26 protein-coding genes are annotated in these 25,678 nt (G+C 71.8%); 12 read left to right on the top strand and 14 right to left on the bottom strand.

The window, feature by feature from the left end:
• Nucleotide 1: 1 nt before the first annotated feature.
• Together MQE23_RS05375 and MQE23_RS05370 are read right to left on the bottom strand one after the other, a co-directional pair.
• Nucleotides 2–1,525 carry a sugar ABC transporter ATP-binding protein gene (locus MQE23_RS05375; RefSeq protein ID WP_243378412.1) on the bottom strand — a complete coding sequence of 508 codons (1,524 nt, stop codon included), beginning with the start codon at nucleotides 1,523–1,525 and terminating at the stop codon, nucleotides 2–4.
• Nucleotides 1,510–2,652: a substrate-binding domain-containing protein gene (locus MQE23_RS05370; protein WP_020275551.1), complete on the bottom strand. Its 1,143-nt coding sequence runs from the start codon at nucleotides 2,650–2,652 to the stop codon at nucleotides 1,510–1,512. Before MQE23_RS05370 ends, MQE23_RS05375 begins: the two co-directional genes overlap by 16 nt.
• 237 nt (nucleotides 2,653–2,889) lie before the next feature.
• Here MQE23_RS05370 and MQE23_RS05365 point away from each other — a divergent pair, with 237 nt between their 5' ends.
• From MQE23_RS05365 to MQE23_RS05350, 4 genes are read left to right on the top strand one after another with little or no spacing between them, the layout of a single operon-like run.
• Nucleotides 2,890–4,296 (top strand): aromatic ring-hydroxylating dioxygenase subunit alpha, encoded by a 1,407-nt coding sequence (locus MQE23_RS05365; protein ID WP_243378411.1) that lies wholly within the window; start codon nucleotides 2,890–2,892, stop codon nucleotides 4,294–4,296.
• On the top strand, nucleotides 4,281–4,607 hold the full coding sequence (locus MQE23_RS05360) for a 2Fe-2S iron-sulfur cluster binding domain-containing protein (RefSeq protein ID WP_243378410.1): 327 nt from the start codon (nucleotides 4,281–4,283) through the stop codon (nucleotides 4,605–4,607). Before MQE23_RS05365 ends, MQE23_RS05360 begins: the two co-directional genes overlap by 16 nt.
• A gap of 6 nt (nucleotides 4,608–4,613) precedes the next feature.
• Nucleotides 4,614–4,829 (top strand): hypothetical protein, encoded by a 216-nt coding sequence (locus tag MQE23_RS05355; protein WP_020275549.1) that lies wholly within the window; start codon nucleotides 4,614–4,616, stop codon nucleotides 4,827–4,829.
• A gap of 6 nt (nucleotides 4,830–4,835) precedes the next feature.
• Entirely contained in the window at nucleotides 4,836–5,867 is a 1,032-nt protein-coding gene (locus MQE23_RS05350; protein ID WP_243378409.1) for an NADP-dependent oxidoreductase, read from the top strand.
• Nucleotides 5,868–5,903: 36 nt separating this feature from the next.
• On the opposite strand, the gene MQE23_RS05345 is transcribed toward MQE23_RS05350, so the two are convergent.
• The 4 genes from MQE23_RS05345 to MQE23_RS05330 form a co-directional block, all read right to left on the bottom strand.
• A complete protein-coding gene (locus MQE23_RS05345) occupies nucleotides 5,904–6,218 on the bottom strand; it encodes a putative quinol monooxygenase (RefSeq protein WP_243378408.1) in 315 nt (104 codons plus the stop codon).
• 71 nt (nucleotides 6,219–6,289) lie between these two features.
• Nucleotides 6,290–8,026: a PEP-utilizing enzyme gene (locus tag MQE23_RS05340; protein WP_243378407.1), complete on the bottom strand. Its 1,737-nt coding sequence runs from the start codon at nucleotides 8,024–8,026 to the stop codon at nucleotides 6,290–6,292.
• 31 nt (nucleotides 8,027–8,057) lie between these two features.
• The gene (locus MQE23_RS05335; protein WP_243378406.1) at nucleotides 8,058–8,882 is read right to left on the bottom strand and encodes an SDR family NAD(P)-dependent oxidoreductase; all 825 of its coding nucleotides are present in this window, start codon (nucleotides 8,880–8,882) and stop codon (nucleotides 8,058–8,060) included.
• The gene (locus tag MQE23_RS05330; RefSeq protein ID WP_037671947.1) at nucleotides 8,879–10,168 is read right to left on the bottom strand and encodes an aromatic ring-hydroxylating dioxygenase subunit alpha; all 1,290 of its coding nucleotides are present in this window, start codon (nucleotides 10,166–10,168) and stop codon (nucleotides 8,879–8,881) included. The genes MQE23_RS05335 and MQE23_RS05330 overlap by 4 nt, the downstream gene beginning before the upstream one ends.
• Before the next feature lie 155 nt (nucleotides 10,169–10,323).
• Between MQE23_RS05330 and MQE23_RS05325 the strand changes: the two genes are divergently transcribed.
• The 4 genes from MQE23_RS05325 to MQE23_RS05310 all read left to right on the top strand — a co-directional run bounded on the left by MQE23_RS05325 (nucleotide 10,324) and on the right by MQE23_RS05310 (nucleotide 14,343).
• Nucleotides 10,324–10,779: a VOC family protein gene (locus MQE23_RS05325; RefSeq protein WP_243378405.1), complete on the top strand. Its 456-nt coding sequence runs from the start codon at nucleotides 10,324–10,326 to the stop codon at nucleotides 10,777–10,779.
• A gap of 95 nt (nucleotides 10,780–10,874) precedes the next feature.
• Nucleotides 10,875–11,879 (top strand): thiamine pyrophosphate-dependent dehydrogenase E1 component subunit alpha, encoded by a 1,005-nt coding sequence (locus MQE23_RS05320; RefSeq protein ID WP_020275541.1) that lies wholly within the window; start codon nucleotides 10,875–10,877, stop codon nucleotides 11,877–11,879.
• Between the two features lie 5 nt (nucleotides 11,880–11,884).
• Nucleotides 11,885–12,910: an alpha-ketoacid dehydrogenase subunit beta gene (locus tag MQE23_RS05315; protein ID WP_037671946.1), complete on the top strand. Its 1,026-nt coding sequence runs from the start codon at nucleotides 11,885–11,887 to the stop codon at nucleotides 12,908–12,910.
• Between the two features lie 5 nt (nucleotides 12,911–12,915).
• On the top strand, nucleotides 12,916–14,343 hold the full coding sequence (locus MQE23_RS05310) for a 2-oxo acid dehydrogenase subunit E2 (protein WP_243378404.1): 1,428 nt from the start codon (nucleotides 12,916–12,918) through the stop codon (nucleotides 14,341–14,343).
• A gap of 8 nt (nucleotides 14,344–14,351) precedes the next feature.
• Here the strand turns inward: MQE23_RS05310 and MQE23_RS05305 are convergent, their stop codons facing one another.
• On the bottom strand, nucleotides 14,352–14,957 hold the full coding sequence (locus MQE23_RS05305) for a TetR/AcrR family transcriptional regulator (protein ID WP_020275537.1): 606 nt from the start codon (nucleotides 14,955–14,957) through the stop codon (nucleotides 14,352–14,354).
• A 143-nt stretch (nucleotides 14,958–15,100) separates the two neighbouring features.
• Here MQE23_RS05305 and MQE23_RS05300 point away from each other — a divergent pair, with 143 nt between their 5' ends.
• Nucleotides 15,101–15,808 carry a TetR/AcrR family transcriptional regulator gene (locus tag MQE23_RS05300; protein WP_243378403.1) on the top strand — a complete coding sequence of 236 codons (708 nt, stop codon included), beginning with the start codon at nucleotides 15,101–15,103 and terminating at the stop codon, nucleotides 15,806–15,808.
• A gap of 6 nt (nucleotides 15,809–15,814) precedes the next feature.
• Here the strand turns inward: MQE23_RS05300 and MQE23_RS05295 are convergent, their stop codons facing one another.
• The 7 genes from MQE23_RS05295 to MQE23_RS05265 form a co-directional block, all read right to left on the bottom strand.
• Complete coding sequence (locus MQE23_RS05295; protein ID WP_243378402.1) at nucleotides 15,815–16,519, bottom strand: SDR family NAD(P)-dependent oxidoreductase; 705 nt, start codon at nucleotides 16,517–16,519, stop codon at nucleotides 15,815–15,817.
• Nucleotides 16,520–16,536: 17 nt separating this feature from the next.
• Nucleotides 16,537–17,691, bottom strand: coding sequence for a thiolase family protein (locus MQE23_RS05290; RefSeq protein ID WP_020275535.1), 1,155 nt, complete (start codon nucleotides 17,689–17,691; stop codon nucleotides 16,537–16,539).
• Complete coding sequence (locus MQE23_RS05285) at nucleotides 17,688–18,134, bottom strand: zinc ribbon domain-containing protein (RefSeq protein WP_020275534.1); 447 nt, start codon at nucleotides 18,132–18,134, stop codon at nucleotides 17,688–17,690. Before MQE23_RS05285 ends, MQE23_RS05290 begins: the two co-directional genes overlap by 4 nt.
• An 18-nt stretch (nucleotides 18,135–18,152) precedes the next feature.
• Nucleotides 18,153–19,271 (bottom strand): acyl-CoA dehydrogenase family protein, encoded by a 1,119-nt coding sequence (locus MQE23_RS05280; protein ID WP_020275533.1) that lies wholly within the window; start codon nucleotides 19,269–19,271, stop codon nucleotides 18,153–18,155.
• On the bottom strand, nucleotides 19,268–21,865 hold the full coding sequence (locus MQE23_RS05275; RefSeq protein ID WP_243378401.1) for a putative PEP-binding protein: 2,598 nt from the start codon (nucleotides 21,863–21,865) through the stop codon (nucleotides 19,268–19,270). The genes MQE23_RS05280 and MQE23_RS05275 overlap by 4 nt, the downstream gene beginning before the upstream one ends.
• A complete protein-coding gene (locus MQE23_RS05270) occupies nucleotides 21,862–22,494 on the bottom strand; it encodes a hypothetical protein (protein WP_243378400.1) in 633 nt (210 codons plus the stop codon). The genes MQE23_RS05275 and MQE23_RS05270 overlap by 4 nt, the downstream gene beginning before the upstream one ends.
• A 94-nt stretch (nucleotides 22,495–22,588) precedes the next feature.
• Nucleotides 22,589–23,425, bottom strand: a complete 837-nt coding sequence (locus MQE23_RS05265) for an enoyl-CoA hydratase/isomerase family protein (RefSeq protein WP_243378399.1) — start codon at nucleotides 23,423–23,425, stop codon at nucleotides 22,589–22,591.
• 136 nt (nucleotides 23,426–23,561) lie between these two features.
• On the opposite strand from MQE23_RS05265, the gene MQE23_RS05260 reads away from it, so the two are divergent.
• The 3 genes from MQE23_RS05260 (at nucleotide 23,562) to MQE23_RS05250 (ending at nucleotide 25,678) form a co-directional block, all read left to right on the top strand.
• Nucleotides 23,562–24,779: an acyl-CoA dehydrogenase family protein gene (locus tag MQE23_RS05260; protein ID WP_243378398.1), complete on the top strand. Its 1,218-nt coding sequence runs from the start codon at nucleotides 23,562–23,564 to the stop codon at nucleotides 24,777–24,779.
• A 93-nt stretch (nucleotides 24,780–24,872) separates the two neighbouring features.
• Nucleotides 24,873–25,331, top strand: a complete 459-nt coding sequence (locus tag MQE23_RS05255) for an SRPBCC domain-containing protein (protein ID WP_020276979.1) — start codon at nucleotides 24,873–24,875, stop codon at nucleotides 25,329–25,331.
• Nucleotides 25,328–25,678, top strand: coding sequence for a metalloregulator ArsR/SmtB family transcription factor (locus MQE23_RS05250; RefSeq protein WP_020276978.1), 351 nt, complete (start codon nucleotides 25,328–25,330; stop codon nucleotides 25,676–25,678). The genes MQE23_RS05255 and MQE23_RS05250 overlap by 4 nt, the downstream gene beginning before the upstream one ends.

The raw sequence follows: 25,678 nt of genomic DNA, 5'->3' as shown, positions 1-25,678 counted from the left end.
GTCACTCGGTTCCTTCCATGGCGTGCACGAGCGCGGGCTCGGTGATGTCCCGGCCGCTGATCTCCCGTGCGATCCGGCCGTCCCGCACCACGAGGACACGGGTGCACAGTGCGAGCAGGTCCTGCGTGTCGGAGGAGGACACGATGACGCCCATGCCCTCGTCGGCCTGGCGCTCTATCAGGTCGTAGAGCTGCAGACGGGTGGCGATGTCCACGCCCGCCGTGGGTTCGCACAGCGCCAGCACCGGCGGCCGCCCGGCCAGGCAGCGGGCCATGACGACCTTCTGCTGGTTGCCGCCGCTCAGCGTGGCGATCCGCGCTCCGTGTCCGGCCGTACGCACTCCGACCCGCCGGATCCAGTCCTGCGCCAGGTCGGACTCGCGGCGTCGGCGCAGCCGCCCGGACCGGGAGCGCAGCCGGTCCAGGAGCGGCAGGGTGAGGTTCTCGCCGACCGAGAAGTCGCCGATCACTCCCTCGCCCGCCCGGTCCGCCGGGACCAGGGGAAGACCCAGGCCGCTTGCGTCACGCGCCTCGGTCCACCACTCGGAGCGTTCCGGCAGCCGGAGCCTGCCGCTCACCTGCCCGGCATGGGCCCCGCACACCGCGTACGGCACGATCTCGTGGCCGGAGCCGACCAGACCGGTGATGCCCAGGCGCTCGCCCCCGGCCAGGTCGAAGCCGACTCCCCGCAGCGGCCCGGCCCACAGGTCGCGGACCTCCAGCACGGGGTTGGTGGGACCGGTGCGGGGTGCCGGACGGTGGGTGGTCTCCATGTCCTCGCCCGCCATCAGCTCCGCCAGCAGGCGCGGTGTGAGTTCGGCGACCGGGCGGGTGGCGATCCGGCGCCCGCCGCGGATCACGGTGACCCGGTCGGCGAGAGCGAAGATCTCGTCCATCCGGTGCGAGACGTACAGGACACCGGCGCCGGCGTCGCGGACCTCCCGCACGATGTCGAAGAGGCGGGCCACCTCGCCGGGCGGCAGTACCGCGGTGGGCTCGTCGAGCACCAGGACCCCGCGGCGGCCCTCCCAGCCCTGCAGCGCGGCGGCGATGGCCACCACCGTGCGCTGGACGGGGGTCGCCGCCGCCAGCGGCCGGCGCACGTCGATGCCGAGGCCGAACCGTTCGACGAGGGCGCTCGTCCGCCGCTCCATCTCCCGCCAGCGGATGTTGCCGAAGGCCGTGCGGGCGAAGCCATGGCTGAGCGCGAGGTTGTCGGTGGCGCTCAACTCGCCCACCAGCCCCAGCTCCTGGTGGACGAAGCGGAGCCGGTCGTGGCGGGAGGCCTCGACCTGGCCGAGGCCGAAGGGCTCGCCATCGAGTTCGGCCACGGCACCCGGCTCCGCGTGGTGGTAGCCGGCGAGGATCTTGATGAGGGTCGACTTGCCGGAGCCGTTGGGCCCGATCAGGGCGTGGATCTCGCCGGGCATGACCTCGAGCTCGACGTCCGTCAGCGCCTGCGTGCCGCCGAATCTCTTGGACAGCCCGGCCACCCGAAGTACCGGCCCGGTCAACTCAGTCCCCACAGCGCCTTGAACTGCTTCTCGTAGTCCTCGACGATCGGGAAGTCGCCGTCGGCCGAAGGCAGGTTGTCCTTGGTGACGAGCATGTTGGGCAGCGCCGCCTTCTGGCCCACGGCCATGGACTGGCCGGTGAAGTGCCGGGCCAGCGCGTCGGCCTGGAGCCAGGCCGTCTCGTGCGAGTTCAGCGCCATCGCGCCGTCGGTGAGACCACTCTGGATGTACTGGTAGTTCTGCGCGTCACCGACGTTGACGACGATGTGCTTGCCGGTGATCCCGGCGGTCTTCAGCGCGGCCGGCACACCCACGTTGAGCAGACCCAGGGAGAAGACGACATGGGTCACCTTCGGGTGCGACCGGAGGTACGACACCACGCGGTCCGGCATGTCCTTGCCCACCGCGGTGATCGGCACGTCGACGTTGTCGAGCGCGCAACCGTCGCACCATTTCTTGTACTTGGCCGCGAAGGAGTCCTTGACGGGCTTGAGGATCGTGTAGGCCGGAAGATCGAAGTAGACGGTGTCCGCCTTGGCGCCGCTGTTCGACACCACCCATGACGCGAGCATCTCGCCCTGGACGCCGACGTCCTTCGGCCCGTTCTTCAGCAGGGAGATGCCGTCGCCCGTCACGTCGTCGGCGTTCGACTGGATGACGGGGATGCCGGCCGCCTTCAGCTGTGCCAGCTGCTTGGCGTAGACGGCACGGGGGAAACCGGAGGCGACGACGGCGTCCGGCTTGTCGCGTACGGCCTGCTCGTAGGCGGCCTGTACGGACTCCGGGGTGCCCTGGGTGGCGATCTGCTTCACCTGCCAGCCGAGTTCCTTCGCGGCCTCGGTGAAGAAGTCGGCGAGGTCCTTGCAGGACTGGACGCCGCAGAGGATGAAGTCGATCTTCTTGCCCTTGGGGATCGCCTTGCCCACAGGCTGGGTCACGGAGATCGTGGCCGGTCGTTCGGAGTACTTCGCCAGGGCGGCGCGGGCCGCCGTCAGGCCGGGGGAGCCGGGCGCCCCCGCCTGCGTCGAGTCGGCGGCCGGAGTGGTCCCGGTGCCGCATGCCGCGAGGGCGAGCAAGGCGGTGACGGGGAGGGTCGCGGTCAGGGCGCGGCGGACCGCGCGACGGGGTCTGGAACTCATCGTTGAGCACTCCCGTGGTGTGACGGAGAAACTTATGAGGCACTACAGCCTCAAGTGGGTCGGAGTGTGACATGGCCCGGTGGGCTTGGGGAGAGGGCTGCCGCGATAAATTCCGGAACAGCGGTGTGAAAGGGCGGTGACCTCGGAAGGTGTGGAGCTCGTTCACCGGCGTGAGTATTGCTCCCGACCGCCAGCGGTAACTACACTCAATCTAAAGTTTCTGCCGGAGGAGAGATGATGGACGAAACGTCGGAGCCGGCCACGGCACGGTGCCCCGGGCCCAGCGTCCAGGACTACCTCGACCAGGACAGCCGCCCCGTTCCCCCCGCCCTGAGGTACGAGCGGAACGACTACCTCGGCAGCGAGGACATCGACACCGCCCGTTTCACCTCCCGCGAGTGGGCCGAACGCGAGATGCGGCAGCTCTGGCGGCGCGTCTGGCAGTTCGCCTGCCTGGAGAGCGAGATCCCCGAGGTCGGCGACCACGAGGTCTACGAGATCGGCGACGACTCCCTCATCGTCGTGCGCACGGCCCCCGACGAGATCCGCGCCTACGTCAACGTCTGTCTGCACCGCGGCCGCAAACTGCGCACCGGCGGCGGCAACGTCAGCGAGTTCCGCTGCTCGTTCCACGGCTTCACCTGGAACCTCGACGGCACGATGCAGACCCCGCCCTGCGCCTGGGACTTCCCGCACGTCACCCCGGAGAAGTTCGCCCTCCCCGAGGCCCAGGTGGCCACCTGGCGCGGCTTCGTCTTCATCAACATGGACCCGTACGCCGAGTCCTTCGACAGTTACCGCGGCACCTTCGACGACTACTACATCTGGCCGTTGGAGAACCGCTACAAGTCGCTGCACATCGCCAAGGTGCTGCCCTGTAACTGGAAGATCGCGCAGGACGCGTTCATCGAGTCCTTCCATGTGATCGCCACCCATCCGCAGATGCTGACGTGGCTCGCCGACGCCAACTCGCAGTACGACGTCATGGCGGACCAGCCGAACTGGAACCGGATGATCAACATCCAGGGCGCGCCCAGCCCGCACGTGGTGGACTCGGTCACGGAGGAGGACGTCCTGGAGACCTTCTACGACTCGCGTTCCTTCTACGCCGCCGCCCAGGGCCGTGACCTGGTGATGCAGGAGGGCGACGAACTGCCGGCGATACCGCCCGGCGGCACCGCCCGCCAGGTCCTCGCCGCGCGGATGCGCGAACAACTGGCGGCCACCTCGCAGCAGGACTTCTCGGAAACACCCGACACCGAGCTGCTGGACGCCATCAACTACTTGCTGTTCCCCAATTTCAACCCCTGGGGCGGCGCCAAGTCGAACATCATCTACCGGTTCCGGCCCAACGGCCTCGACCCCGACTCCTGCACCGCCGAGATCATCTTCATGTCGTCCCCGAAGCAGCCCGGCGAGACGCCGCCCCCGGCGAAGATCCGCTGGGTGCCCGAGGACACGCTCTTCGCCGACATCCCCGAACTCGGCGTGCTCGGGCCCGTCTTCGACCAGGACTGCGAGAACCTGCCCTACGTCCAGCAGGGCCTGAAGGCGATGCGCAAGCCGGGCATCACGCTGGCGAACTACCAGGAGAGCCGCATCCGCCACTTCAACCAGACGCTCGACCAGTGGATGAGCAGGTGACCCACCGGGTCGCGGTCAGACCCTCCGGCGTCGAGCTCGAAGTCCTCGACGGCGAGGACGTGTTCACCGCCGCCCGGCGGCTCGGCTACCGCTGGCCCACCCTCTGCGGCGGCAAGGGCACCTGCCGCACCTGCTTCGTTCAGGTCGACGAGGGCGCCGAGAACTGTTCCCCCGTGGGCCCGCTGGAACGCGAGGGCATCGAGGCCCTGCGCAGACCGGTGGACGGCCTGACCCGGCTCGCCTGCCGGCTCCGGGTCGAGGGCCCGGTGACCGTGACCAAGCGCGGCGTACGCCGCCGAGTGCAGGAGTGAGGCCCTATGTCCAAGCAAGTGATCCACCCGCTGACCGGCCATGTGTACCGGCTCACCGAGGACGGACTGGTCGAGGTGACCGATCCCAGGACAGGGGTGCAGGGCGTCTTCGACTTCCAGGCCCGGTGGCAGTCGGGCGAACTGCGCCACGCCGACCTCCAGATGGCCGGCTGGGTCGGCCGCCTCGCCCAGCGGCGTGCCACCCGGCAGCCGGAAGAGTGACCCCCCATGACGCCCCGTACCACCCGGGTGGTCTGCCTGGTGCGCCGACCCGACGGAGAACCGCTCCCCGGCGACTTCGCCGTCGAGGAGCGCCCGCTGCCGCCCGTGGGGGAGGGACAGCTGCTCGTCCGCAACCTCTACATGAGCGTCGACCCGTCCATGCGCGGGCGGCTGTCGACCACCGAGAAGCACTACACGCACAACTTCACCCCGGGCTCGCCGCTCGACGGCCGCGCCCTCGGTGTCGTGGAGGAGAGCCGCTGTGCCTCGCTGCCGCCCGGCACGTACGTACGTCATCAGCTCGGCTGGCGGGAGCGGGCGGTGCTCGACGCGGCGGCCGTCGACGGCGCCGGCCGCATCGACCCGGGACTCGCGCCGCTGCCCACCTGGCTGGGTCTGCTCGGCCAGACCGGGTTCACCGCGTACGTCGGCCTGACCCGTATCGCGCGACTGTGTCCGGGCGACACCGTCTTCGTGTCCGCGGCGGCCGGCGCCGTCGGCACCGCCGCCGGCCAGTTCGCCCGTCTGCTGGGCGCGGACCGCGTCATCGGGACCGCCGGAGGCCCGGACAAGTGCGCCCTGCTGGTGAAGGAGTTCGGCTACGACGCGGCCGCGGACTACCGTGCCGAGCCGGTGCGCGACGCGCTGGCGCGGCTGGCACCCGACGGCATCGACGTCTACTTCGACAACGTCGGCGGTGAGCAGCTCGCCGCCGCTCTTCACGCGCTGCGCACCGGTGGCCGGGTCGCCCTGTGCGGCATGATGTCGCAGTTCGGCGGCGCGGGACGGACCGTGGACATCAACCAGTTGATCCAGGCGGTCCTCAAGCGGCTGACGCTGTCCGGCTTCATCGTCCGCGACCACGAGGATCTGCGGCCGGAGTTCGAGCAGCGGGTCGCGGGCTGGCTCGCCGAGGGCCGGATCACCGCCCGCGAGACGGTGGTGGACGGCCTGGAGAACGCCGCGGGGGCGCTGCTGTCCCTGCTGGGTGGCGGCAACGTCGGCAAGATGCTGGTGCGGCTGGACGGTTCCCGCTGAGACTGCTGGAAACGGCGCCCCGGCCGGGGCGCCGTTTCAGCGCATGGGATGTGACGCGGCGACGGTGTGGGCCGTCAGCGAGACCCCGACCCGGGTCAGCCCCGCGACGGCCGTCCGGAAGTCCTTGATGTGCGGGGTGACGAAGTGCTCGTCGAGGGCCTGCCGCGAGGTCCAGTGCTCGTACACCCGGATACGCCGCTCGTCGGTGGGATCGGCGGTCATCGCGTAGTCCAGACAGCCGGGTTCCTCCTCGCGGGTACGCCGGCCCAGCTCGACGAGGGCCGCCAGCATGGTGTGGCGGTCGCCGGGTTCGTAGTCCATCCAGCCGGAGACGATGACTTCCTCAGCCATGGTGGTCCTTTCGAGGTCGTGCCCGCGGGCCCGTCGCTCCGGTGCAGGGAAGCGACGGGCCCGCGGAGTTCTCAGATGCCGAGCGGCGCGGGAACACTGTCGACGGTGACCGTGCCCCGCTCACCGTCGACCGTGATCACCATGCCGTCCCGCAGCCGTCGCGTTCCGCCCTCGACGGAGATGACGGCCGGGATGCCCAGCTCACGGCAGACCACAACGGCGTGGCTGTTGAGCGCGCCCACGTCCACGACGGCCGCGCCGGCGACCAGGAAGAGCGGGGTCCAGGCCGCGTCCGTGATCGGTGCCACCAGCACCTCGCCGGGTTCCAGTGCCTCGCACGAAGCCGGGTCGGTGACCACCCGCACCCTGCCGGTGTACGTGCCGTGGCTGCCGCCCACACCACCGAGCACATCGCCCTCGACGGCCGCCTCGGTCCGCTCCTCGGCGCGGCGCGGCCAGGTGTCGATCTCGGTCTGCGCGTCGTCGGCGACGAAGAACGGCGGTTCCAGCTCGTGCAGACCCGCGTACTCCTCGAGCCGCCGCGCGATCACCGGGCCGAAGGACTGCGGGGCGGCGACATAGTCGTCGAGTTCGGTGTCCAGCAGCATCATCACGTCCTCGGGCCGGGCGAAGAGCCCCGCCGCGACGCCGCGGCGGCCGAGCTCCCGTACGGTCATGCGGATCTCGTTGACGACGGTGACGCAGTTCGCCTTGGTGCGCTCGCGGGCCGGGATCCACACCTGGGAGGCGTGCATGCCGGCGTCGAACATGGGCCGTACGTCCTCGGGCAGCAGGTCCCGGATCTCCCGCGCCGTCCGCTCGCGCCCCTCGGTCAGCCGGATGCGCCGGGCGGCCGGGGAGTCGTCGTCGGGGCTGTGCCGGATCCGGTCGACCAGGGCCAGCGCCTGGACGGGCGACGCCTCCCACGACAGCGCGTGGATGTCCCACTCGTTGGGACCGCGGTCGCCGGACTCCGCGAGGAACTCCTCGAAGGAGTCACGGAACGTCTTCACATCGCCGGTAGCGGCGTCGAGTGCCTGCTCCACCGCGGCCGGACCCTGGTCGAAGAGCGCGCTCAGTTCGGCCGAGGCCGCCACCTGACGGGACAGTGTCCACAGCCCGGTCGACGGGGAGGCGGAGTCGACGTCGCCGAGACCGCCGATCAGGTCGAGCATGGCGCCGGGGCGGTCCACGCTCGCGCACAGCGGGCCGAGGATCGCCGGCCCGACGGACGCGGGCAGCGACGACTCGACGTGCCGCTGGAAGGTCGTCTCCACCTCCTCCAGCAACGACCGTGCGTGCGCCACCAGTTCGGCGTCGGACAGCCTCGTCAGGTCGGGTCGCGAACGGCGCAGGGCGCGCAGCCGTTCCCGGTCGGCGTCGGCCTCCGGGAAGGAGGTCTGGCCGAGCATCCGCTGGAGCGTGGCGCCCGCCTTGGCGGTCAGTTCCTCGTCCTGATCGTCCGGGTGCGCCAGGTACACCGGCGTGTCGGAGCGCTGTCCGACGAAGGCGGCGTCGATCTGGTCCGCCGTCTGACCCATGCGGATGCCGAACAGCCGCATGTGGGACAGGTTCAGGTAGAAGTGGCCGCCGAACATGCCGACGAACGGCGGCCGGGGGCCGGCCACCTCCTCCTCGCGGTAGATGCCGAACCCGACGAAGCCGCGACGCCAGCCCTGCAGGCCCCGTCCCCAGACCAGGGTCCAGCCCAGCGGGCTGGCGGGGTCCGGCAGGGTCTCGCCCGCGTTGGCCCGGGTGTAGTGCGGCAGCCGCTCACTGCGCTGCCAGTCCGTGATCCAGCTCTTCATGACCGAGGTCTCCCGCTGTCCGTACCCGCGCCTACCACTGCGCTGTTCCGCCGTCGACGCTGATCAGCGTGCCGGTGATACCCGCCCCCGCCTCGCTCGCGAGCAGCGAGGCGACCGCCGCGATCTGCTCCACCGTGGTGATCTTCTTGGTGGCGGCGTGCTCGGCGAAGCGGCCCAGCCAGTCCTCGTAGGAGATGCCCTCGGCCTCCGCAGCGGCGGGACCCGCGGCCCGCATGAGGTCGGTGTCGACGGCGCCGGGGCAGATGGCGTTGCAGGTGATGCCCTGGGTGCCGTACTCGAAGGCGGTCGCCTTGGTCAGGCCGTGGATGGCGTGCTTGTTGGTGATGTAGTGGCTGATCGCGGGCTTGTTGGCCTGCTTGCCCTCCACCGAGGAGATGTTGATGATGCGGCCCCAGCCGCCCTCCAGCATCTTCGGCAGGGCCCGGCGGGTGCCGTAGAAGTAGCCGTTGACGTTCAGGTTGAGGGCGTTGTGCCAGGCTTCGTCGCTGAGCTGGTGGATCGGGGCGAAGCCGGAGCTGCCGCCGACGTTGTTGACCCAGATGTCGAGCCTGCCGAAGCGCTCGGCGGCGAAGTCGGCGAGGCCCTCGATGTCCTCCTGGCTGTTGGCGTCGCAGGGGTGGAAGACGGCCCGGTTTCCGGCGTCCATCTCCTCCAGGGCCTGCTTGCCCTTGACCTCGCTGCGGCCGCTGACGACGACCGTGGCGCCGTCGGCCAGGAAGGCCTCGGCGATGGCGCGGCCGATGCTGCGCGTGCTGCCCGTGATCACCGCGACGCGTCCGTCGAGGCTGCCCGTAGCCACCATGGTGTTCTCCCGCGAGTGTTGTTGGTTGCTCACCTGGCGGCTCTGGGGGCTGCTGTGGCGCCACTGTCCAGGTGCTGATGGATGGTGCGGTGGAAGTGCTGGAGTCCGGGCTCGTTGCGTCCGAAGACGAAGTCGGTCCCGTCGAGGGCCTTCAGGCCCTGCTGGACTCCGTAGGTGGTCGCGTAGTCCTCGTCGCGGACCACCTCGTGGAACCACGCGCCGAACCGGTCGGCGGCCTGGCGCTCCTCCTCGGTGACCGCCGGGTCCCGCAGCAGGATGATCTGCTGGGTCACCGACTCGGTGGCCGTCCGGGGGAGCACCAGGGAGACGGCGATCTTCTGGCGCCAGCCGCCCGCGATCGCGAGGCCCGGGAAGAGCCAGTAGATGGGCCCGACGCAGTCCCCGGGGTCCCGCTGGTCCGGCGGCAGCTCGACCGCCTGCGCGATCGGGCGCAGGGCCGGTGCGATGCGCTGGTGGGGGCCCCAGGTGTCGTGGGCCATCATGTTCGAGAGGTTCGTCTCGAACACCGTCTTCGGGTGCAGCGAGGCGAAGTGGTACGTCTCCAGGTACCCGTCGAGGGTGACCTTCCAGTTGGGACTGGTCAGCTCGCTGGTGGCGTAGTGGTGGCACTCCGCCAGCCGGAGGCCCTCCAGCAGGGGCTGGAGGTCGCCCAGCCAGGCGTCCAGGTCGGGCTCGGCCGCCGGGTCCAGCGAGACGAAGACGATCCCCGCGCGCTCCCCGGCCGGGAGCCTGACCAGGCTGCGGCCCTCGCGCGGCACCTCGCCGAAGGTCTTCTCCGCGTACACGCCCCGCAGCTCCCCGGCGAGGTCGTACGACCAGGAGTGGTACGGGCAGGTGAGCCGCTTCGACACCCCGCAGCCGGGTTCGAGGAGCTTGGCCCCCCGGTGCCGGCAGGCGTTGATCATCGCGTGCACGGTGCCCTGACGGTCACGGGTGATCAGCACGGGGATGCCGAGCACGTCGATCGCCTTGTAGGTGTTCGGCCCGGGAAGCTCGCAGGACATGGCGAGCGGCAGGGGGACGCTGCGGTGGACGGCGTCCGTCTCGCGCCGCCAGCGGTCGGCGTCGAGGTAGTTGGCGACGGGTTCCGTCCACTGGCCGTCCGCTTCGTGCGTCGTGTTGTCGCGGTAGTGCGTCATCACGCGCTCGACGAGTTCGGCGGCCTCCCGCCGCATCGTCAGGGACGCGGCGTCGGTGGACCGGTCCTGGCTGATCCACGACGCGTATTCGGGGGCCGACGCGTATTCGGGGGCAGAGGGGGCCGAAGGCGCCAAGGGGACCGAACTGGACTGGACCACGGTGTCCTCACAATCCTCCCAGCCGCGAGCCGGTGAAGGGCTTCTGAGTGCGACAGCTGGGCTGTGTCCGAAACGACAACAGGACTTAGTGTTGTCTGTCAATAGAAAGTGGCGAAGTGGCCGCTCGGTGTCCCGTGGGGGTGGGTGTGATGGTCATGACCCTGCCGTTCGAGGTGGGCGTGGTGGTGCGGGACCTGGAGCTGATGGAGCGCTTCTACTGCGACGTGCTCGGCTGCCGCGCCGAGCGCCGCTCGGGCGTACCGGAGTCCGTCGGCGGCCCGGCCGGGCTCGGCGGCGAGCTGGTGGTCGCGTGGCTGCGGGTGCCCTCCGGGGGGTGTGTGAAGTTGATCCTTCCCCGGTCGGCGGCGGTGCCGGAGGGGGCAGCCGCCTTGCCGGCCGGGCGTCCGGGCCTGTCGTATCTCACCTTCCACTTCGACGACATGGGCCCGGTCGTGGAGGCGCTGCGGGCCGCAGGTGCCCGGCCTCTGTCGGACCCGGTCGTCGTCCGGGCTCGTGGTCGGCGGATCAGCTTCTGGACCGATCCGGAGGGCAATGTCGTGGAGTTGGTGGACGTGCGCGCCGACGACCCCGGCTCAGGCCATAGTAATTAGAGACACCGTTCAGTAAGGTGCCCCTGCTGGTTACTGTAGACCGGCACAAGTAAGTCCGATTGCTTGGCAACCTCTCTCGGACGAAGGGGCGGACGATGGCTCAACGAGCGCCAACGGCGTCGAAGAAATCCCCGCAGGTCAGCGCGCAGGTCATCAAGGATCTGCACGAGCGCATGGTGCGCATCCGATTGTTCGAGACTGAGGCGGGAAAGCTCATGGAGGCCGGCAAACTGCCCGGCTTCCTGCACCTGTATGTCGGCCAGGAAGCCGTCGCCGCCGGCGTGATGGCTGCCCTGCGCGACGACGACCAGATCACCTCCACCCACCGCGGCCACGGGCACGCAGTGGCCAAGGGCGTCGGCTTCCGCGAGATGTACGCCGAGCTGTACGGCCGGGTCACCGGCGCCTGCCTCGGCCGCGGCGGCAGCATGCACATCAACGACCTCACCCGCGGCATGCTCGGCGCCAACGGCATCGTCGGAGCGGGCGTCCCGATCGCCGTGGGCGCCGCCTTCGCCGCCCGGTACAAGGGCGAGGACAACGTCGCCGTGACCTTCTTCGGCGACGGCGCCACCAACATCGGCGCCTGGCACGAGGGCGCCAACATGGCCGCGATCCTCGGCCTGCCCGTGGTCTTCGTCTGCGAGAACAACGGCTACGCGGAGTTCACCCCGCAGTCCGGGCACATGCTGCTCACCGATGTCGCCGACCGCGCCGCCGCCTACGGCATGCCCAGCGTGATCGTCGACGGCATGGACGCGGTCGCCGTCCACCGGGCCGCCGCCGAAGCCGTGGAACGGGCCCGGGCCGGCGCGGGCCCGATGATGATCGAGGCCAAGACCTACCGCTACTTCGATCACCAGGGAGTCAAGGGCCTGCGTCACCCCTACCGCTCGGACGAGGAGGTCGCCGAGTGGAAGGCCCGCGACCCCATCGACCTGCTGGAGGTCCGGGCCGTCGCCGACGGCACCGCGACCCGTGCGGAGCTGGACGACGTATGGCAGCGCACGCGCGACGAGATCGCCGACGCCATCGCGTACGCCGAGGCGAGCCCGCTGCCCGACCCCGCCGACCTGCTGCTCAACGTCTACTCGGGATGACCGCCATGACCACCACCACCGAGGCACCGGCCGTCACTCCGGTCGCCGCCCCCCGCAAGCTGTCCTACGTCAAGGCCTTCAACGAGGGACTCGCCCAGGCCATGCGCGAGGACGAGAACGTCTTCGTCGCGGGCGAGGACGTGGCCGGATACGGCGGCGTCTTCCGCATGTTCGACAACCTGCTCGACGAGTTCGGCCCCCGCCGCATGATCGACACCCCGATCTCCGAAGCCGCCCTGGTCGGCCTCGGCGTGGGAGCCGCCGCCCGGGGCCTGCGACCCGTCGTCGACCTGATGTTCATGGACTTCATCGGCGTTTGCCTCGACCAGATCGTCAACCAGGCGGCGAAGATGAAGTACATGTTCGGCGGCGCGCTGTCCGTGCCGCTCACCATCACCACCGCCTCCGGCGCGGGCCTCGGCGCCGCCGCCCAGCACAGCCAGAGCCTGGAGGCCTGGCTGGCCCACGTGCCCGGCCTCAAGGTGGTCATGCCCAGCGACGCGTACACCGCCAAGGGGCTGACCGTCTCGGCCATCCGGGACGACAACCCGGTCGTCATCATGCTCAACAAGGTCCTGCTCGGCAGCACCAGCGAGGTGCCCGAGGAGATCTACGGCATTCCGCTGGGCCAGGCGCACACCGCACGGCACGGCTCCGACGTCACGGTGATCGCCCTGGGCCGCATGGTGGGGGAGGCCCTCGCGGCGGCAGACGAACTCGCCGCCGAGGGTGTGGAGATCGAGGTGATCGACCCCCGCAGCGTGCAGCCGCTGGACACCGAGACGATGTTCGCCTCCGTCCGCCGCACCAACCGGGTACTCGTGGTGCACGAGGCCGTCACGTTCGGCGGGCTCGGCGCGGAGATAGCCGCCCAGATCCAGGACGCGGTCTTCGACTACCTGGACGCGCCGGTCCTGCGCATCGGCGCGCCCTTCTCCCCGGTGCCCTTCTCCCCGGTCCTGGAGAAGGCGTACGTGCCCGATCGCGCCCGCATCGCCCAGGGCTGCCGGCGCCTCCTCGAAAGGTCGTGACCGACATGGCGGTCGAGGTTCTGCTGCCGAAGATCGGTCTGACCATGCAGGAAGGCACGATCGACGAATGGCTCGTGCCGGTCGGCGCGGCCGTCGCGGAGGGCGACGCGCTGCTGAGGCTGGCCACCGACAAGGTCGACGTGGACGTCGAGGCGGAGGCCGGGGGACTGTTCCACCCGGTGGTCCCGGCGGGCGTCACCGTCCCCACGGGGTCCCTCATCGGCTGGCTGCTGGCCGAGGGTGAACAGCCACCGGGCCCGGCGGGTGCGCCGATGCCCGCCGGGCCCGGGGCCGGTGCGAGTGCTTCTCCGCCCGCGCTCAACGGCACCGACACCGGCGTTGCGCCCGCGGTGTCCTCCGCCAACGGCACCGCCGGCCGGCTCCTGTCCTCACCGAACGCCCGACGGGTCGCCACCGCTGCCGACGTCGACCTCACCGCCGTACGCGGTACGGGACCCGGCGGACGGATCGTCTCCGAGGACGTGGAGGAGTTCCTCGCGGCCCTCCCCGGCGACCTCGGTGACCTGGGCGAGCCGGTTCCGCCGGGTGGCACCTCCTACTCGCCGCTGGTCCGCAAGCTGGCCAAGGAACGGGGCATCGACCTCTCCGAGGTGAACGGCACCGGCCCGGGCGGCCGGATCCGCCGCTCCGACCTCGACGCCGTCACCGCGGCCCCTCCCCACCGAGACACGACCCCTCCCCACCGCGACGCGGCTCCTCCCCACCGAGACGCGGCCCCCCGGCCCGGCGACGTCCTCCCGCTCACCGGGATGCGCGGCACCATCGCCCGCAGGATGCACGCCAGCCTCCAGGAGATGGCACAGCTGACGCACGGCTACGAGGTGCGGATGGACGCCGTGGTGTCCCTGCGGGGCCGGCTCAAGGAGGACTGGGCCGACAGCGATCTGCCGGTGCCCAGCCTCAACGACTTCCTGCTGAAGGCCGCGGCCCTGGCCTTGCGCGAGCACCCGCTGCTCAACGCGACGGTGCGGGAGGACGGCATCCATCTGCTCGCCGGCATCCACCTGGGCTTCGCCGTTGCCGTTCCGGGCGGCCTCATGGTCCCGGTGATCGAGGACGCTGTGGAGCTGCCGTTGCCCGAGATCGCCCGCCGGTCCAAGGCCCTGGCCCAGGCCGCGCGCGAGGGGCGCATCTCCCCCGCACAGCTGGAAGGGGCCACCTTCACCGTCACTTCGCTCGGCGGGTACGGCGTCGACTTCTTCACCCCGGTGATCAACCCCGGCAATGTCGCGATCCTCGGGGTGGGCAGGCTCAGGGACGGCGTCGAGTGGGAGGACGACCGGCCGCTGCGGACGCGGGTGCTCACCCTGAGCCTCACCTTCGACCACCGTGCCGTCGACGGGGCGCCCGCGGCCGAATATCTGCGCACGGTCGGTGACTTGCTGCGCAGGCCCCTACGGCTGCTGCTGTGATCGGCGCTCTATGTGGCCGGGTCGGCGATCCGCTCCGCGAGAGCGCCGACCTCACGGACGAACGAGCGGTGCCCCAGCGACCGGTAGACGTCGTCGCCCCGGACCTGTGAGATCGCCGCGGTCTCCAGCAGAGCCAGCAGGCCCAGGCCGATCACCGCCGCCTCCGCGTCGGAGACGGACGCGCGGGCCTTGCGGATCAGCCGCACCAGCTCGTCCAGCAACTCGCTGCGGCTCTCCTGGCGCAGGGCCTCCGCTTCCTGGCTCATGCCGGCCGACGACACGAAGAACACGGTGGCGGCGGAACGGTGTTCGCCCAGCCAGGACAGCAGCGTGGTGACCGCCGCGCCGATGTCCGAGCCGGGCTCGTGTGCCTCGGTGAGCGCCTGCAACTGCTCGCGCAGTGCGGTGGTGAACGCCCGCATCCCCTCTGCCAGGACCTGGTCCTTGGAGGAGAAGTGGTAGTAGACCGCTGCCGAGGTCATCTCCGCGCGAGCGGCGATGTCGGCCACCGTCACCTCGTCCGGCGGCTGGGTGGCGAACAGCTCGGTGGCTGCTTCGATCACCCACTGCTTGCGCGACGGACGGTGAGCGGCGCGGGTTCCGGAGGTCGTCATGATGTCAAGTATGCCGGGCGGCGAGTGTCCCGTAAGCCCACGCGCAGCAGGAATTACTCCGCCGGCCGGTTGGAGTTACTGGATAGCATGGTCAGTACACAGGGCCCGCGGACGCGGGGTCACGGCAGCCGGCAGGGAGCATGATGGCCAGCACGAAGAACGGCAAGCAGCCCGCCCACCGACCCTCGCGGCGGCAGCACATCATCACCGCCGCCGTGCGGGTGTTCGGCCGCAACGGCTTCGCGGAGACCAGCATCCAGGACATCGCGGACGAGGCCCAGGTGGTGCCCACGGCCGTCTACTACCACTTCGACGGCAAGGAAGAGCTGCTCGAACTCGCCATGCGGCGCGTGTTCGACCAGCTGAACGCGGTCGTGGAGGCGGCCCGTCCCGAGTCCGAGCCGGGTGACGCGGAAGGGCTGATCCGCGTCATCGACGCCGTGTGGGACTGGGTGGAACAGAACCCGGACGAGGCTCGCCTGTACCAGGTGCAGGTCGCCTCAGCCAACGGCAGCGTCAAGGTGCTGCGGGACGAGTTCGAGCAGCGGCACGTCCAGCGTGGCTACGACTATCTGCCCGAGGGCACCACCCGCAGCCCTCGGGCGGCGAAGGTACGGCACGCGTCACAGGCGCTCGCGGTCCGCACCCTGATCAGTACGACCATGCTCGTCACCGCGCTGCGGGCGGAGGGAGGACCGCTGTCCCAGCTGCCCTCCCGCTCCGTGCTGGAGGCGGTCAGGGAGCTGGCGCTGCGCATCGTCGCCACCGAGCAGAAACCAGCGAAGCCTGCGAAAACAGCGAAAGCGGCGAAATCTGTGAAGTCGGCCAAGCCGGCCACATCACGGACCTGAGGCGGTTCACCAGGCCAGTGGCCTGCGGTCGGCGAACAGCCCGCCGGTCGTCTCGTCGCCCTCGGGCAGGGTCGCCAGCCAGACCGGGGTGTCCGCCCCCTCCCGCGGACCGCGCGGGGCGGAGGGCCCGCCCATGCCGCTGCGGGTCCAGCCGGGGTCGGCGGCGTTGACCAGGACGCCGGTGCCGGACAGCTCGGCGGCGAGCATGCGGGTCAGGGCGTTGAGCGCCGTCTTGGAGATCCGGTAGGCGGGATGCCGGCCGGAGTCCATCAGCGCCAGTGAGCCGTACGAGCTGGTGACGTTCACGACCCGCCCGTAGCCGGCCTTCACCATGCCCGGGACGACGGCCTGCGCCACCCGCCAGGCGCCGGTGAAGTTGGTGTCCAGCGTGGCGCGCAGGATGTCCTCGTCGACGTAAGGGGGCCGCAGATCCCCGTCCAGCGACACCCCGGCGTTGTTCACCAGCACGTCGATCCCGCCGGTCAGTTCTTTCGCTTCCCGGACCGCTTCGGTGACGCTCCGCGCGGAGGTCACGTCCAGGGCCAGCGGCACCGCCGCCGGGCCGATGGCACGGCACGCCTCCTCGGCGGCCTCCGGTTTTCGCGCCGCGACCAGGACACGCAGCCCCCGGTCCGAGAGCTGCCGGCCGATCTCCAGACCGATTCCCCGGGCCCCGCCCGTGACGAGTGCGGTTCTGCCGTCGTGCTGCATGGCGGTGTCCGCCCCTTTCACACCGTGAGGACCGAGCAGGCGCTGATCCCGGGCGCCCCGTAGACATGGGTGAAGCCCACCCGGGGAGCGCCGGGCACCTGCAGACCCGGCGCCCGGCCCTGCAACTGCCGTACGACCTCGTGGAACTGCCGCAGCCCCGAGGCGCCGACGGGCTCCCCGCCGGCCAGACATCCGCCGTCGGTGTTGACCGGTATCCGGCCCGCGGCATCGGTGTCCCCGGCGGCCAGCAGCGCCTCCTGCTCGCCGTGGCCGCACAGCCCGGTCTCCGCCAGGTGGATCAGCTCCGAGCCGCTGTCGGTGTCCTGCAACTGGGCCACCTGCACGTCCGCGGGACGCAGCCCCGCCGTGCGGAAGACCGCCTCAGCGGCGTCCACGCTGGGGCTGCGGTGCGGTCCCGGCGGCAGCCAGGGCGAGAACACCTCGAACGAACCGAACCGCCGGGTCCTGAAGGCCAGCGACGCGAGCCTGACCGGCCGTTCGCACAGGTCGAACGCGCGGTCGCCGAGCGCCAGCACCAGCGCGGCCGCGCCTTGTCCGGGCGAACAGAACATGTACTGGGTGAGCGGGGGACTGACCTCGGCGGAGTCAAGGATCTCCCGCTCCGTCAGCGGCTTGCGCCGCCAGGCCAGGGGGTGGTGCGAGCCGTTGCGGAAGGCCCGTGCCGCCACCATCGCCAGCGCCCGCTCCGAGATCCCGTGTTCGTACAGGTACCGCCGGGTCTTGAGGGCGAAGAACTGGGTGGTGAGCATCATGCCGGTCTCGGCGTACCAGTCGCCCAGACCGTAGCGGGCGGCGGAGACGTGGAACGCGCCCCGCTCGTGTTTGTCGAACCCCACGGCCAGTCCCAGGGAGGCCTCGCCCGCACGCAGGGCGTTGGCCACCGTGAGCACGGTGGAGGCGCCGGTCGCGCAGCCGTTCTGCACGTTGACGAACGGCACTCCGGTCAGGCCCAGCCGGCCCACCAGGGTGTCGGGCTTGCCGGACACGTCGGAGCCGCCGGCCGCGTAGCCGATGTCCTCCCAGGCGACACCGGCGTCGGCCAGCGCCTCGCGTATCGCACGCTCGGCCATGTCCATCCCGGTGACGCTCTCGTCGCGGCCGAAGGGATGCATCCCGCAGCCCACGACATAGACGTCGTCGGCCCGCCTCATCGTCCGCCGTCCCGGTCCGGTGCGAACGCGAAGGTCAGCACCTCGGTCCCGTCCTCGTCCTGGTACGCCGTCACCGTGGTGAGCCGGACCGGCAGACCGATCCGGATCTCCGCGCGGGGCACCGCCAGCCGCGCTTCGACCAGCACCTCGCCGAGGTCCACATAGCCCACGTGGTAGGCCCGGTGGCCGCCGGACGGCGGCCGGTACGGCGGTTTCGGCGGGAACGCCTGGAGCGTCCACGACCACACCCGCCCGCTCACCGGCAGCACCCGAGCGGACATCACCCCGTCCGGACACCTGGGGCAGGAGTCCTGCCGGGGGAAGACGACGGTGCCGCAGGCGGAGCAGCGGGCGCCCACGAGACGCGGTGGATCCCCGGCGTCGGAACCTCCGCCGAACGCCCCGCTCTCGAACAGGGACTCGTCGATGAGTCTGGTGGCCATGCCGTCCCGCCTTCCACGTCACCAGCCCAGCAGCCCGGCCAGCCGTTCCCGATGGTGTGCGGCGCCGCCCAGCAGGACCGCGTCCGACTGGGCCCGCCGGAAGTACAGGTGGGCGTCGTGCTCCCAGGTGAAGCCCATCCCACCGTGGAACTGCACGCACTCGGCGGCGACGGAGACGAACGCCTCGCCGCACCACGTCTGCGCCACCGCCGCCGCTTCGGCCAGCGCCCCCGGTGAGCCGTCCGCCAGGACCGCGCGCACCACGGCCGACCGTGCGGCCTCGACCTGGAGCAGCATGTCGGCGCAGGCGTGCTTGACCGCCTGGAAGCCGCCGATCGCCCTGCCGAACTGGGTGCGGTCGCGTACATGGGCCACCGTCATGTCCAACGCGGCCTGCGCACCGCCGAGTTGCTCGGCGGCCAGGGCGATGAGCGCCACGTCCAGGGCGCGGGAGACGACGTCCGCTCCCTCGCCGCCGGCGGTCAGCGCCCTGGCCCGGGCCCCGGAGAAGGTGACCACCGCCTGTCCCCGGCTCAGGTCCAGCGTGGGCACGCGGCGCACTGTGACGCCAGGTTCGCGCGGGTCGGCCAGGAAGAGGTCCACGCCCTCGGGCCCGGCCGCGGCCACCACCAGCGCCTCGGCGTCGGCACCGTCGAGGACGAACGGCGCGGTGCCGTCCAGCAGCGGGACACCACCCTGCCGGGAGACGGCCACCGGCACGGCGCCGGGCCGCCACACCCCGTCGGGCGCGGCCACCGCCAGGGCATGCACGGTCCCCTCGGCGAGCTCGGCCAGCGCCTTGTCGGCCGTACCGCAGCCGGCCAGCACCTGCCCGGCCAGCACGGTGGAGGACAGCAGCGGTACCGGTGCCAGCGTCCTGCCCAGCTCCTCGCAGACGGCGGTGATCTCGGCGAGGCCGCCGATACCTCCTGCCGACTCGGGCAGACCGAGGGCCGCGAGGCCGACCTGCCGGCCGAGGGTGTCCCACAACTCGGCGTCGATGCCGGGGGCTTCCTCGGACAGCCGGCGTACCGCGGCGGTGCCGCCGGCGTCGGCGCACACCGACCGCACGGTCTCGCGCAGGTCGTCCAGCTCGGTGTCCGACAGGGCGGTGCCCTCTGTCGTGGTGCTCGTCATCGTGCGCTCCCGCTTTCGTCCTGCCGCTGCCGCAGGGCACTGTGCGCGGCGGCCATGCGGGCCACCGGTACGCGGTGCGCGGAACAGGAGACGTAGTCGAGGCCGACGTCGTCGCAGAAGGCGATCGACTCCGGGTCCCCGCCGTGCTCACCGCACACGCCGAGCTTGATGCCGGGCCGTACGCTCCGTGCCCGTTCGGCCGCCAGGGCGACGAGCGCGCCCACCCCGTGCGGGTCGAGCCGGGCGAACGGGCTGGCGGTCAGGAACCCGCGCTCCTGGTATGAGGCGAGCACCTGGCGCTCCACGTCGTCCCGGGAGAACCCGTAGGTGAGCTGAGTGAGGTCGTTGGTGCCGAAGGAGAAGAACTCGGCGTGCTCGGCGAGTTCGCCGGCCAGCAGCGCGGCCCGCGGGGTCTCGATCATCGTGCCGAGCCGGTACGGGACCGCCACCCCGGTACGGGCGGCGACCGCGTCGGCGGCACCGCGCACGTACGCGGCCGCGGCGGCGAGTTCCTCCGGCAGGCTGACGAGCGGGATCATCACCTCCAGTTCCGGCCGCACTCCGGTGGCGGCGACATCGGCCCAGGCGGTGAAGAGCGCCTCGGCCTGCGCCGGGTAGAGCCTCTCGTGCAGCAGTGCCAGCCGCACCCCGCGCAGTCCGAGCATCGGGTTCGCTTCGCGCAGTGCGGCGGCCCGCTGCTCCTCGCCCGCGTCCAGGGCCTGCCCGGGGGCGGGCAGGAACTCGTGCAGCGGGGCGTCCAGCAGGCGCACGGTCACCGGGCGGTTCCCGACAGCGGCCAGCAGCGCGCGGAAGTCCTCGTGCTGCGCGCGCTCCAGCGCCACCAGGGCTTGGTCGCGGGCGGTCGGGTCGGCGGCCAGGATCACCCGGCGGATCAGCGGCAGCCGCTCGCCGAGGAACTGGTGCTCCGTACGGCACAGTCCGACACCCTCGGCGCCCAGGGCGAGGGCGGTGTCGACCTCGGCGGCGGTGTCGGCGTTGACCCGCACGCCCAGCCGGCGCACGCCGTCCCCCCACTCCAGCAGGGTGGACAGCTCGGGCGGCGGCCCGGCGACACTGACGCTCAAGGTCCCCGCGTAGACGGCGCCGGTACGGCCGTCCAGCGAGACCGGGTCGCCCTCGCGCAGCACCCGCTCCCCGAAGCGGACCGTCCCGGCGGCCGGGTCCACGCGCAGCCCCTCGGCGCCGCACACCGCGGGCTTGCCGGCCCCCCGCGCCACCACGGCGGCGTGCGAGGCGATGCCTCCGCTGCCGGTCAGCACGGCGGCGGAGGCCAGCATCCCGGGAACGTCCGCCGGGGTCGTCTCGGCGGCCACGAGCACGACCCGCGTACCGTCCGCGGCCAGTTCGAGGGCACGTTCACTGGACAGCACGACCGCTCCGGTCGCCGCCCCCGGGGACGCGGGCAGCCCCCGCACCAGGAGGTCCTCCCCGCCGGTCAGCCGCAGCTGGGGGTGCAGCAGCTCCTGCACCTGCGCGGGGGTGATCCGGCGTACGGCGGCCTCGCGGCCGAGCGCCCCGTCCCGGGCCAGGTCGGCGGCCAGACACACCGCCGCCCTCAGTGGCGGGCGGAGCTGCGCCGAGGCGGCGAGCAGGGAGATCTCGTCGTCGCGCACCTCGAAGTCGACCGACACCGGCGCCTGCAGGTGACGCTCCAGGGTGAGCAGGGAGTGCTCCAGCAGGGCGGTCCCGCCCGCGAGCCGGTCCAGCGGTTCACCGGTGTGCGGCGGCGGAGCGCTGCGGCGCACTCCCCGGAAGAAGGAGCCCTGGGGGGAGAGCCGCCCGGTCTCCGGATCGCGGCTGACCGCCGTGCCGTAGCCCGAGTGGTCCGCCGGGCCGATGCGCAGCGCCTGCACGTGCAGGGCGAGGCTCAGACCGGCGGGGAGCCGCTGGGCCCGGCGGGACCTCCGCGCCCGCGGCGAGTCCCACCTGGCGAGGAGGGCGCGGGCCGCCAGCGCGAGCTGCTGCGCCGGGTCGTCCGGGAAGGGCCGGGATCCGTGCCGCGCCACCAGGGACAGCAGTGCTTCCACCCGCGCCCGCGGCTCGGGCGTGTCCAGGAGGGCGTCGTCGAGCTCCGCACCGGACACGCCGAGGGCGTACTCGGCGATCATTCGTACAGTGGCGGCCCATACCTCGTACAGGGCCTCCGCGCGCCCGATGACGGCACACAGGTCGTCGGCGTTGCCCGAGGTCACGCCGAGACAGGCCAGGTCGGGCGGCAGTCCCGCGATCTCGGTCGGCGCGCTCGCCGACAGACGCAGCAGCAGCGGCCGTCCCGTGTCGCCGATCCGCCGCCCCGCGAGCTGTTCGACGAGACCGACGGCGGCCTCGGCGGTGTCGGGTTCGCCCAGTGACGCGGAGGCGCCCGCGGGCACGGTGAGCCCCGGCACGACCGGCAGCCCGAGGGCCACCAGCCGGTCCATCGCCGCGCCGTGCGCGCCGAGTTCGCCGGCGTCGAGGCCCCGGCTCCTGCCCTGCCCATAGGGCACCAGGACCCGGCCGGGGGCTTCGGAGGGCTCGAGAAGAGCGCCGGATTGTGCTGCGAGGGGGCCCGCTGCGCGGTCGGCGACGCTCACCCCCGGCTCCTCGTGACCAGTTCCTCTTCCCGGGCCTCGTCCTCGGCCCGGCTGATCCCCAGCACGAGCAGCAGTTCCTGGTGCAGCCGCATCCACACGGTGTGGTACGAGTCGCACAGCGGCGAGGCCAGCCACTCCACCGCGCCGTCGTCGAAGCGGTCGAGGGCGTCCTCCAAATCCGTGAGGTACCGGCCGCTGCCCGCGAGCACCCGCTCCAGTCTGCGCAGCACGGGCTGGATGGCCTCGTGCACGTCTTCCAGCGACTCGCGCACCTCGGCGTCGTAGGCGTCGTCGGAGTGGTCGTTCGCGGTGCCGTCGGGGCGGCACTGCCATGCCGTGCACACGTCGCGGATCTTCCGGTTGACCGGCAGGAACGCCTCGTACGCAGCGGTGATCCGTTCCTCCTGCTCGGAGCCGGCGGGAACCCGCAGGATCCGCGCGGCGGCGGCCTTGGCCCGCTCGGTCGGCAGCACCACCGGTCCCTTCACCATCGCCAGCCCGGCGTCGACCAGCGGACGGTGCTCGGACTCCGGCCGACCGCGCCACATGCCCCGCAGGACGAGGTCGACGACGGCTTCGCCGAGATGCTCGTCGGGAGCGTCCGGAAGGCCCACGGCAGCAGATTGCATCGCCACACCTTTTCCCCGGCTCTGTGGTGACCGGTTCCTCGGATCTGTGTTGCCCGGAGGTTACGCCCCGACAAGCCTGTTAGTGAAGAGGGACTCAAGAAACACTTTCCGGCGCGCCGGCCTCGGCCCGGCTGTCGCCCGCCTTCGCGCGATCCCGGGCGGTGAGGAACGCCGCCATGCGGTCCCGCGCCTCCTGGCCGTCCGCCAGGGCGGCGATCAGTCGCGCCTCCTCGGCGAGGTGGCGGCCGAGTTCGTCGCCTGTTCCGGCGCGCAGCAGGCCCTTCGCGGCGCGCAGCGCGTCACCGGCGCCGGCGGCCAGGCCGGCCGCGGTGCGGTGCGCCGCGACGTCCAGTTCCTCGCCCTCCACGGAGCGGGAGACCAGGCCCCATCGTTCGGCGTCGTCCCCGGTCAGGACCCGGTTGGTGAGGATCAGGTCCGCCGCCCTGCGGGGGCCCACCAGGCGTGGCAGGAACCACGAGGCCCCGCAGTCCGGCGTCAGCCCGATCGCCGTGTACGCCAGCCGGAACCGCGCGGACCGCGCCGCCAGGACGATGTCGCCCACCAGCGCCAGGCCGACCCCGCCGCCCGCGGCCGCGCCGCGCACGGCGGTCACCACCGGCACCGGCAGCTCGTACAAGGCCTGTACCGCCGCGTGCGCGGCGCTCGCCACGGCATGGACGTAGGCGCCGGTCCCGGTGCCGCGCCCGGCGAAGGCGCGCAGGTCACCGCCCACGCAGAAGCTGCCGCCCGCCGCCCGCAGCAGCACGGCGCCGCCCGGGTCCGCGGCCACCTCGCGCGCGGTGTCCCGCAGTGCCTCGGCCGTCCTCAGATCCAGGGCGTTGCCCCGCCCCGGGTCGTCGAGTCTCAGCTCGACGACCCGGTCGGGGTGGCGGACGATCCGGACCGGCTCGGTGCTCACGGCGAGGCTCATGGGCGCTTCTCCTGTCGTCTTCCCGTTGCCGGGTGCTTCCCGGCTCCGGTACTTCCAGGCAAGATACTGAAGACGCTATACAGTTTCTAGAACGCGACGGGAGCCGGTGCCCGTACGCCCGTCGGCGGGAGGCCCCGTGCCCATCCAGTTCGATGTCGATCCGACTGTCACTCAACTCGCCTCGGCTACGACCGAGTTCGTGCGCGAGGTGGCCATTCCGGCCGAGCGGGAGTGCGGCGGGTCCGTGCACGACGCCCCCGAGGCCCTGCGGGAGACCCTGCAGAAGGCCGCCCGTGACGCGGGTGTCTTCGCTCCGCACGTGCCGACGCGCTGGGGCGGACACGGGCTCGACCTGCGCGGGCAGGCGGTGGTGTTCGAAGCGGCGGGCTACTCCCTGCTCGGACCGCTGGCGCTGAACTGCGCGGCTCCGGACGAGGGCAACATGCACCTGCTGGAGAAGGTGGCCACCGAAGAGCAGCAGCAGAGGTATCTGCGTCCGCTCACCGCGGGGGAAACACGGTCCTGCTTCGCCATGACCGAACCGGCTCCCGGCGCCGGCGCCGATCCCCGCTCCCTGCGGACCACCGCCGCCCGGGTCCCCGGCGGCTGGCGCATCGACGGGCGCAAGTGGTTCATCACCGGAGCCGAGGGAGCCGGCTTCGCCATCGTCATGGCCCGCACCTCCGGCAGCCCCGGCGACCCGGGCGGCGCCACCATGTTCCTGGTCGACGCCGACAACCCGGGCATGCGCCTCGTCCGGACCATCGAGACGCTGGACGAGTCGCTCTTCGCAGGCCACAGCGAGATCGCCTTCGACGAATGCGTGGTGGGGGAGGAGCAGGTGCTCGGCGCGGTGGACGGCGGCTTCGAGGGCGCTCAGGTCCGGCTCGGTCCCGCCCGGATGACGCACTGCATGCGCTGGCTGGGGGCCGCCCGCCGTGCCCAGGACGTGGCGCTGGAGCGGGCGGGGAGCCGGATGGCGTTCGGCTCGGCGCTGGGGGACCTCGGCATGGTCCAGCAGATGCTGGCCGACTCCGAGATCGACATCGAGGCGAGCCGCGCCCTGATCCTGCGCACGGCCTGGGAGCTGGACACCGGTTCCGCCGCCGCCTCGCAGCTCACCTCGGTGTCCAAGACCTTCGTGGCGGAGGCGGTGAACCGCGTCGTCGACCGCGCGGTGCAGATCTGCGGAGCGTTCGGCATCTCGGCCGCCGACGCCCCGCTGGCCCGCCTGTTCCGGGAGGTGCGGCCGTTCCGCATCTACGACGGCCCGTCGGAGACGCACCGGTTCGCCATAGCGCGCCGCGCGCTGCGGCCCTACCGGCAGCCGCGCACGGGCGCCGCCGACGGCTGACGACGGCGTCGAGGCATGCGCAACCAAATGTTGCGCGTGGCCACCCGCTGCCGTACGCTGATACGCAACTAAAGGTTGCGAAAGGCTTCGGGCATGGAATACGGCAGCATCGAGCGCGAGATTCACGTCGACGCGTCACCGGAGGTGGTCTTCGAGGTCGTCAGCAGGCCGGAGCACATGCGGGAGTGGTGGCCGGACGATGCGCGGTTCAAGTCCGTCCCCGGCGCGCCCGGTGAGCTCTTCTGGCGGGACGAGACGACCGGCGAGACGATGACCGTCGCGCTCACCGTCGTCGAGGTCGATCCGCCGTCGCGGTTCTCGTTCAGGTGGTGCTACACCGACGCCGAACGTGGCGGGGACTCGTTGCTGGTCACCTTCGACCTGCTGCCGACCGAGCAGGGGACCCGGGTGCGGATGACCGAGACCGGGTTCCGCGAGATGGGCTGGGAGATCGCCGTTCTCGAGGAGCAGTACCGCGATCACGTGAGCGGTTGGGACCACTACATCCCCCGGCTGGACGCGTACATCGCGCGGGTGGTGTCGGCCGCATGAGCACGCCGGTCGACGACGAGCTGTGGTCGGCGATCGGTGACCCCACCCGGCGCACGCTGATCGACCTGCTCCTCGCTGCCGGAGCCGGAACGGCCACCTCGCTCAGCGCGGACCTGCCCCTCACCCGGCAGGCCGTGTCCAAACACCTCGCCGTCCTCGACCGGGTCGGGCTGGTCCGTGCGGAACCGGCCGGGCGCGAGCGGCGCTACCGGGTCGACGAGGCGCAACTCGCCCGCGCGGCGGCGCAACTGGCCGCGGTCGGCACGTCCTGGGACGCCCGGCTGCGCCGGATCAAGCACATCGCGGAGGCGATCGAACGCAGCCGCGACCACACCGAAGGAGAATGA

Source organism: Streptomyces sp. HP-A2021, assembly GCF_022807935.1.
In the GTDB taxonomy this organism is placed as follows: Bacteria; Actinomycetota; Actinomycetes; order Streptomycetales; family Streptomycetaceae; genus Streptomyces; species Streptomyces afghaniensis.
Note: the sequence above shows the minus strand (reverse complement) of the source record. Positions and strands in the feature narration are given on the sequence as shown.

Bases quoted from the DNA above. Each gene is read 5' to 3' on its own strand.
- MQE23_RS05370 (WP_020275551.1), bottom strand. From the start codon at position 2,652: ATGAGTTCCAGACCCCGTCGCGCGGTCCGCCGCGCCCTGACCGCGACC.
- MQE23_RS05365 (WP_243378411.1), top strand. From the start codon at position 2,890: ATGGACGAAACGTCGGAGCCGGCCACGGCACGGTGCCCCGGGCCCAGC.
- MQE23_RS05355 (WP_020275549.1), top strand. From the start codon at position 4,614: ATGTCCAAGCAAGTGATCCACCCGCTGACCGGCCATGTGTACCGGCTC.
- MQE23_RS05350 (WP_243378409.1), top strand. From the start codon at position 4,836: ATGACGCCCCGTACCACCCGGGTGGTCTGCCTGGTGCGCCGACCCGAC.
- MQE23_RS05345 (WP_243378408.1), bottom strand. From the start codon at position 6,218: ATGGCTGAGGAAGTCATCGTCTCCGGCTGGATGGACTACGAACCCGGC.
- MQE23_RS05340 (WP_243378407.1), bottom strand. From the start codon at position 8,026: ATGAAGAGCTGGATCACGGACTGGCAGCGCAGTGAGCGGCTGCCGCAC.
- MQE23_RS05325 (WP_243378405.1), top strand. From the start codon at position 10,324: ATGACCCTGCCGTTCGAGGTGGGCGTGGTGGTGCGGGACCTGGAGCTG.
- MQE23_RS05320 (WP_020275541.1), top strand. From the start codon at position 10,875: ATGGCTCAACGAGCGCCAACGGCGTCGAAGAAATCCCCGCAGGTCAGC.
- MQE23_RS05315 (WP_037671946.1), top strand. From the start codon at position 11,885: ATGACCACCACCACCGAGGCACCGGCCGTCACTCCGGTCGCCGCCCCC.
- MQE23_RS05310 (WP_243378404.1), top strand. From the start codon at position 12,916: ATGGCGGTCGAGGTTCTGCTGCCGAAGATCGGTCTGACCATGCAGGAA.
- MQE23_RS05305 (WP_020275537.1), bottom strand. From the start codon at position 14,957: ATGACGACCTCCGGAACCCGCGCCGCTCACCGTCCGTCGCGCAAGCAG.
- MQE23_RS05300 (WP_243378403.1), top strand. From the start codon at position 15,101: ATGGCCAGCACGAAGAACGGCAAGCAGCCCGCCCACCGACCCTCGCGG.
- MQE23_RS05295 (WP_243378402.1), bottom strand. From the start codon at position 16,519: ATGCAGCACGACGGCAGAACCGCACTCGTCACGGGCGGGGCCCGGGGA.
- MQE23_RS05290 (WP_020275535.1), bottom strand. From the start codon at position 17,691: ATGAGGCGGGCCGACGACGTCTATGTCGTGGGCTGCGGGATGCATCCC.
- MQE23_RS05285 (WP_020275534.1), bottom strand. From the start codon at position 18,134: ATGGCCACCAGACTCATCGACGAGTCCCTGTTCGAGAGCGGGGCGTTC.
- MQE23_RS05280 (WP_020275533.1), bottom strand. From the start codon at position 19,271: ATGACGAGCACCACGACAGAGGGCACCGCCCTGTCGGACACCGAGCTG.
- MQE23_RS05270 (WP_243378400.1), bottom strand. From the start codon at position 22,494: ATGCAATCTGCTGCCGTGGGCCTTCCGGACGCTCCCGACGAGCATCTC.
- MQE23_RS05265 (WP_243378399.1), bottom strand. From the start codon at position 23,425: ATGAGCCTCGCCGTGAGCACCGAGCCGGTCCGGATCGTCCGCCACCCC.
- MQE23_RS05255 (WP_020276979.1), top strand. From the start codon at position 24,873: ATGGAATACGGCAGCATCGAGCGCGAGATTCACGTCGACGCGTCACCG.
- MQE23_RS05250 (WP_020276978.1), top strand. From the start codon at position 25,328: ATGAGCACGCCGGTCGACGACGAGCTGTGGTCGGCGATCGGTGACCCC.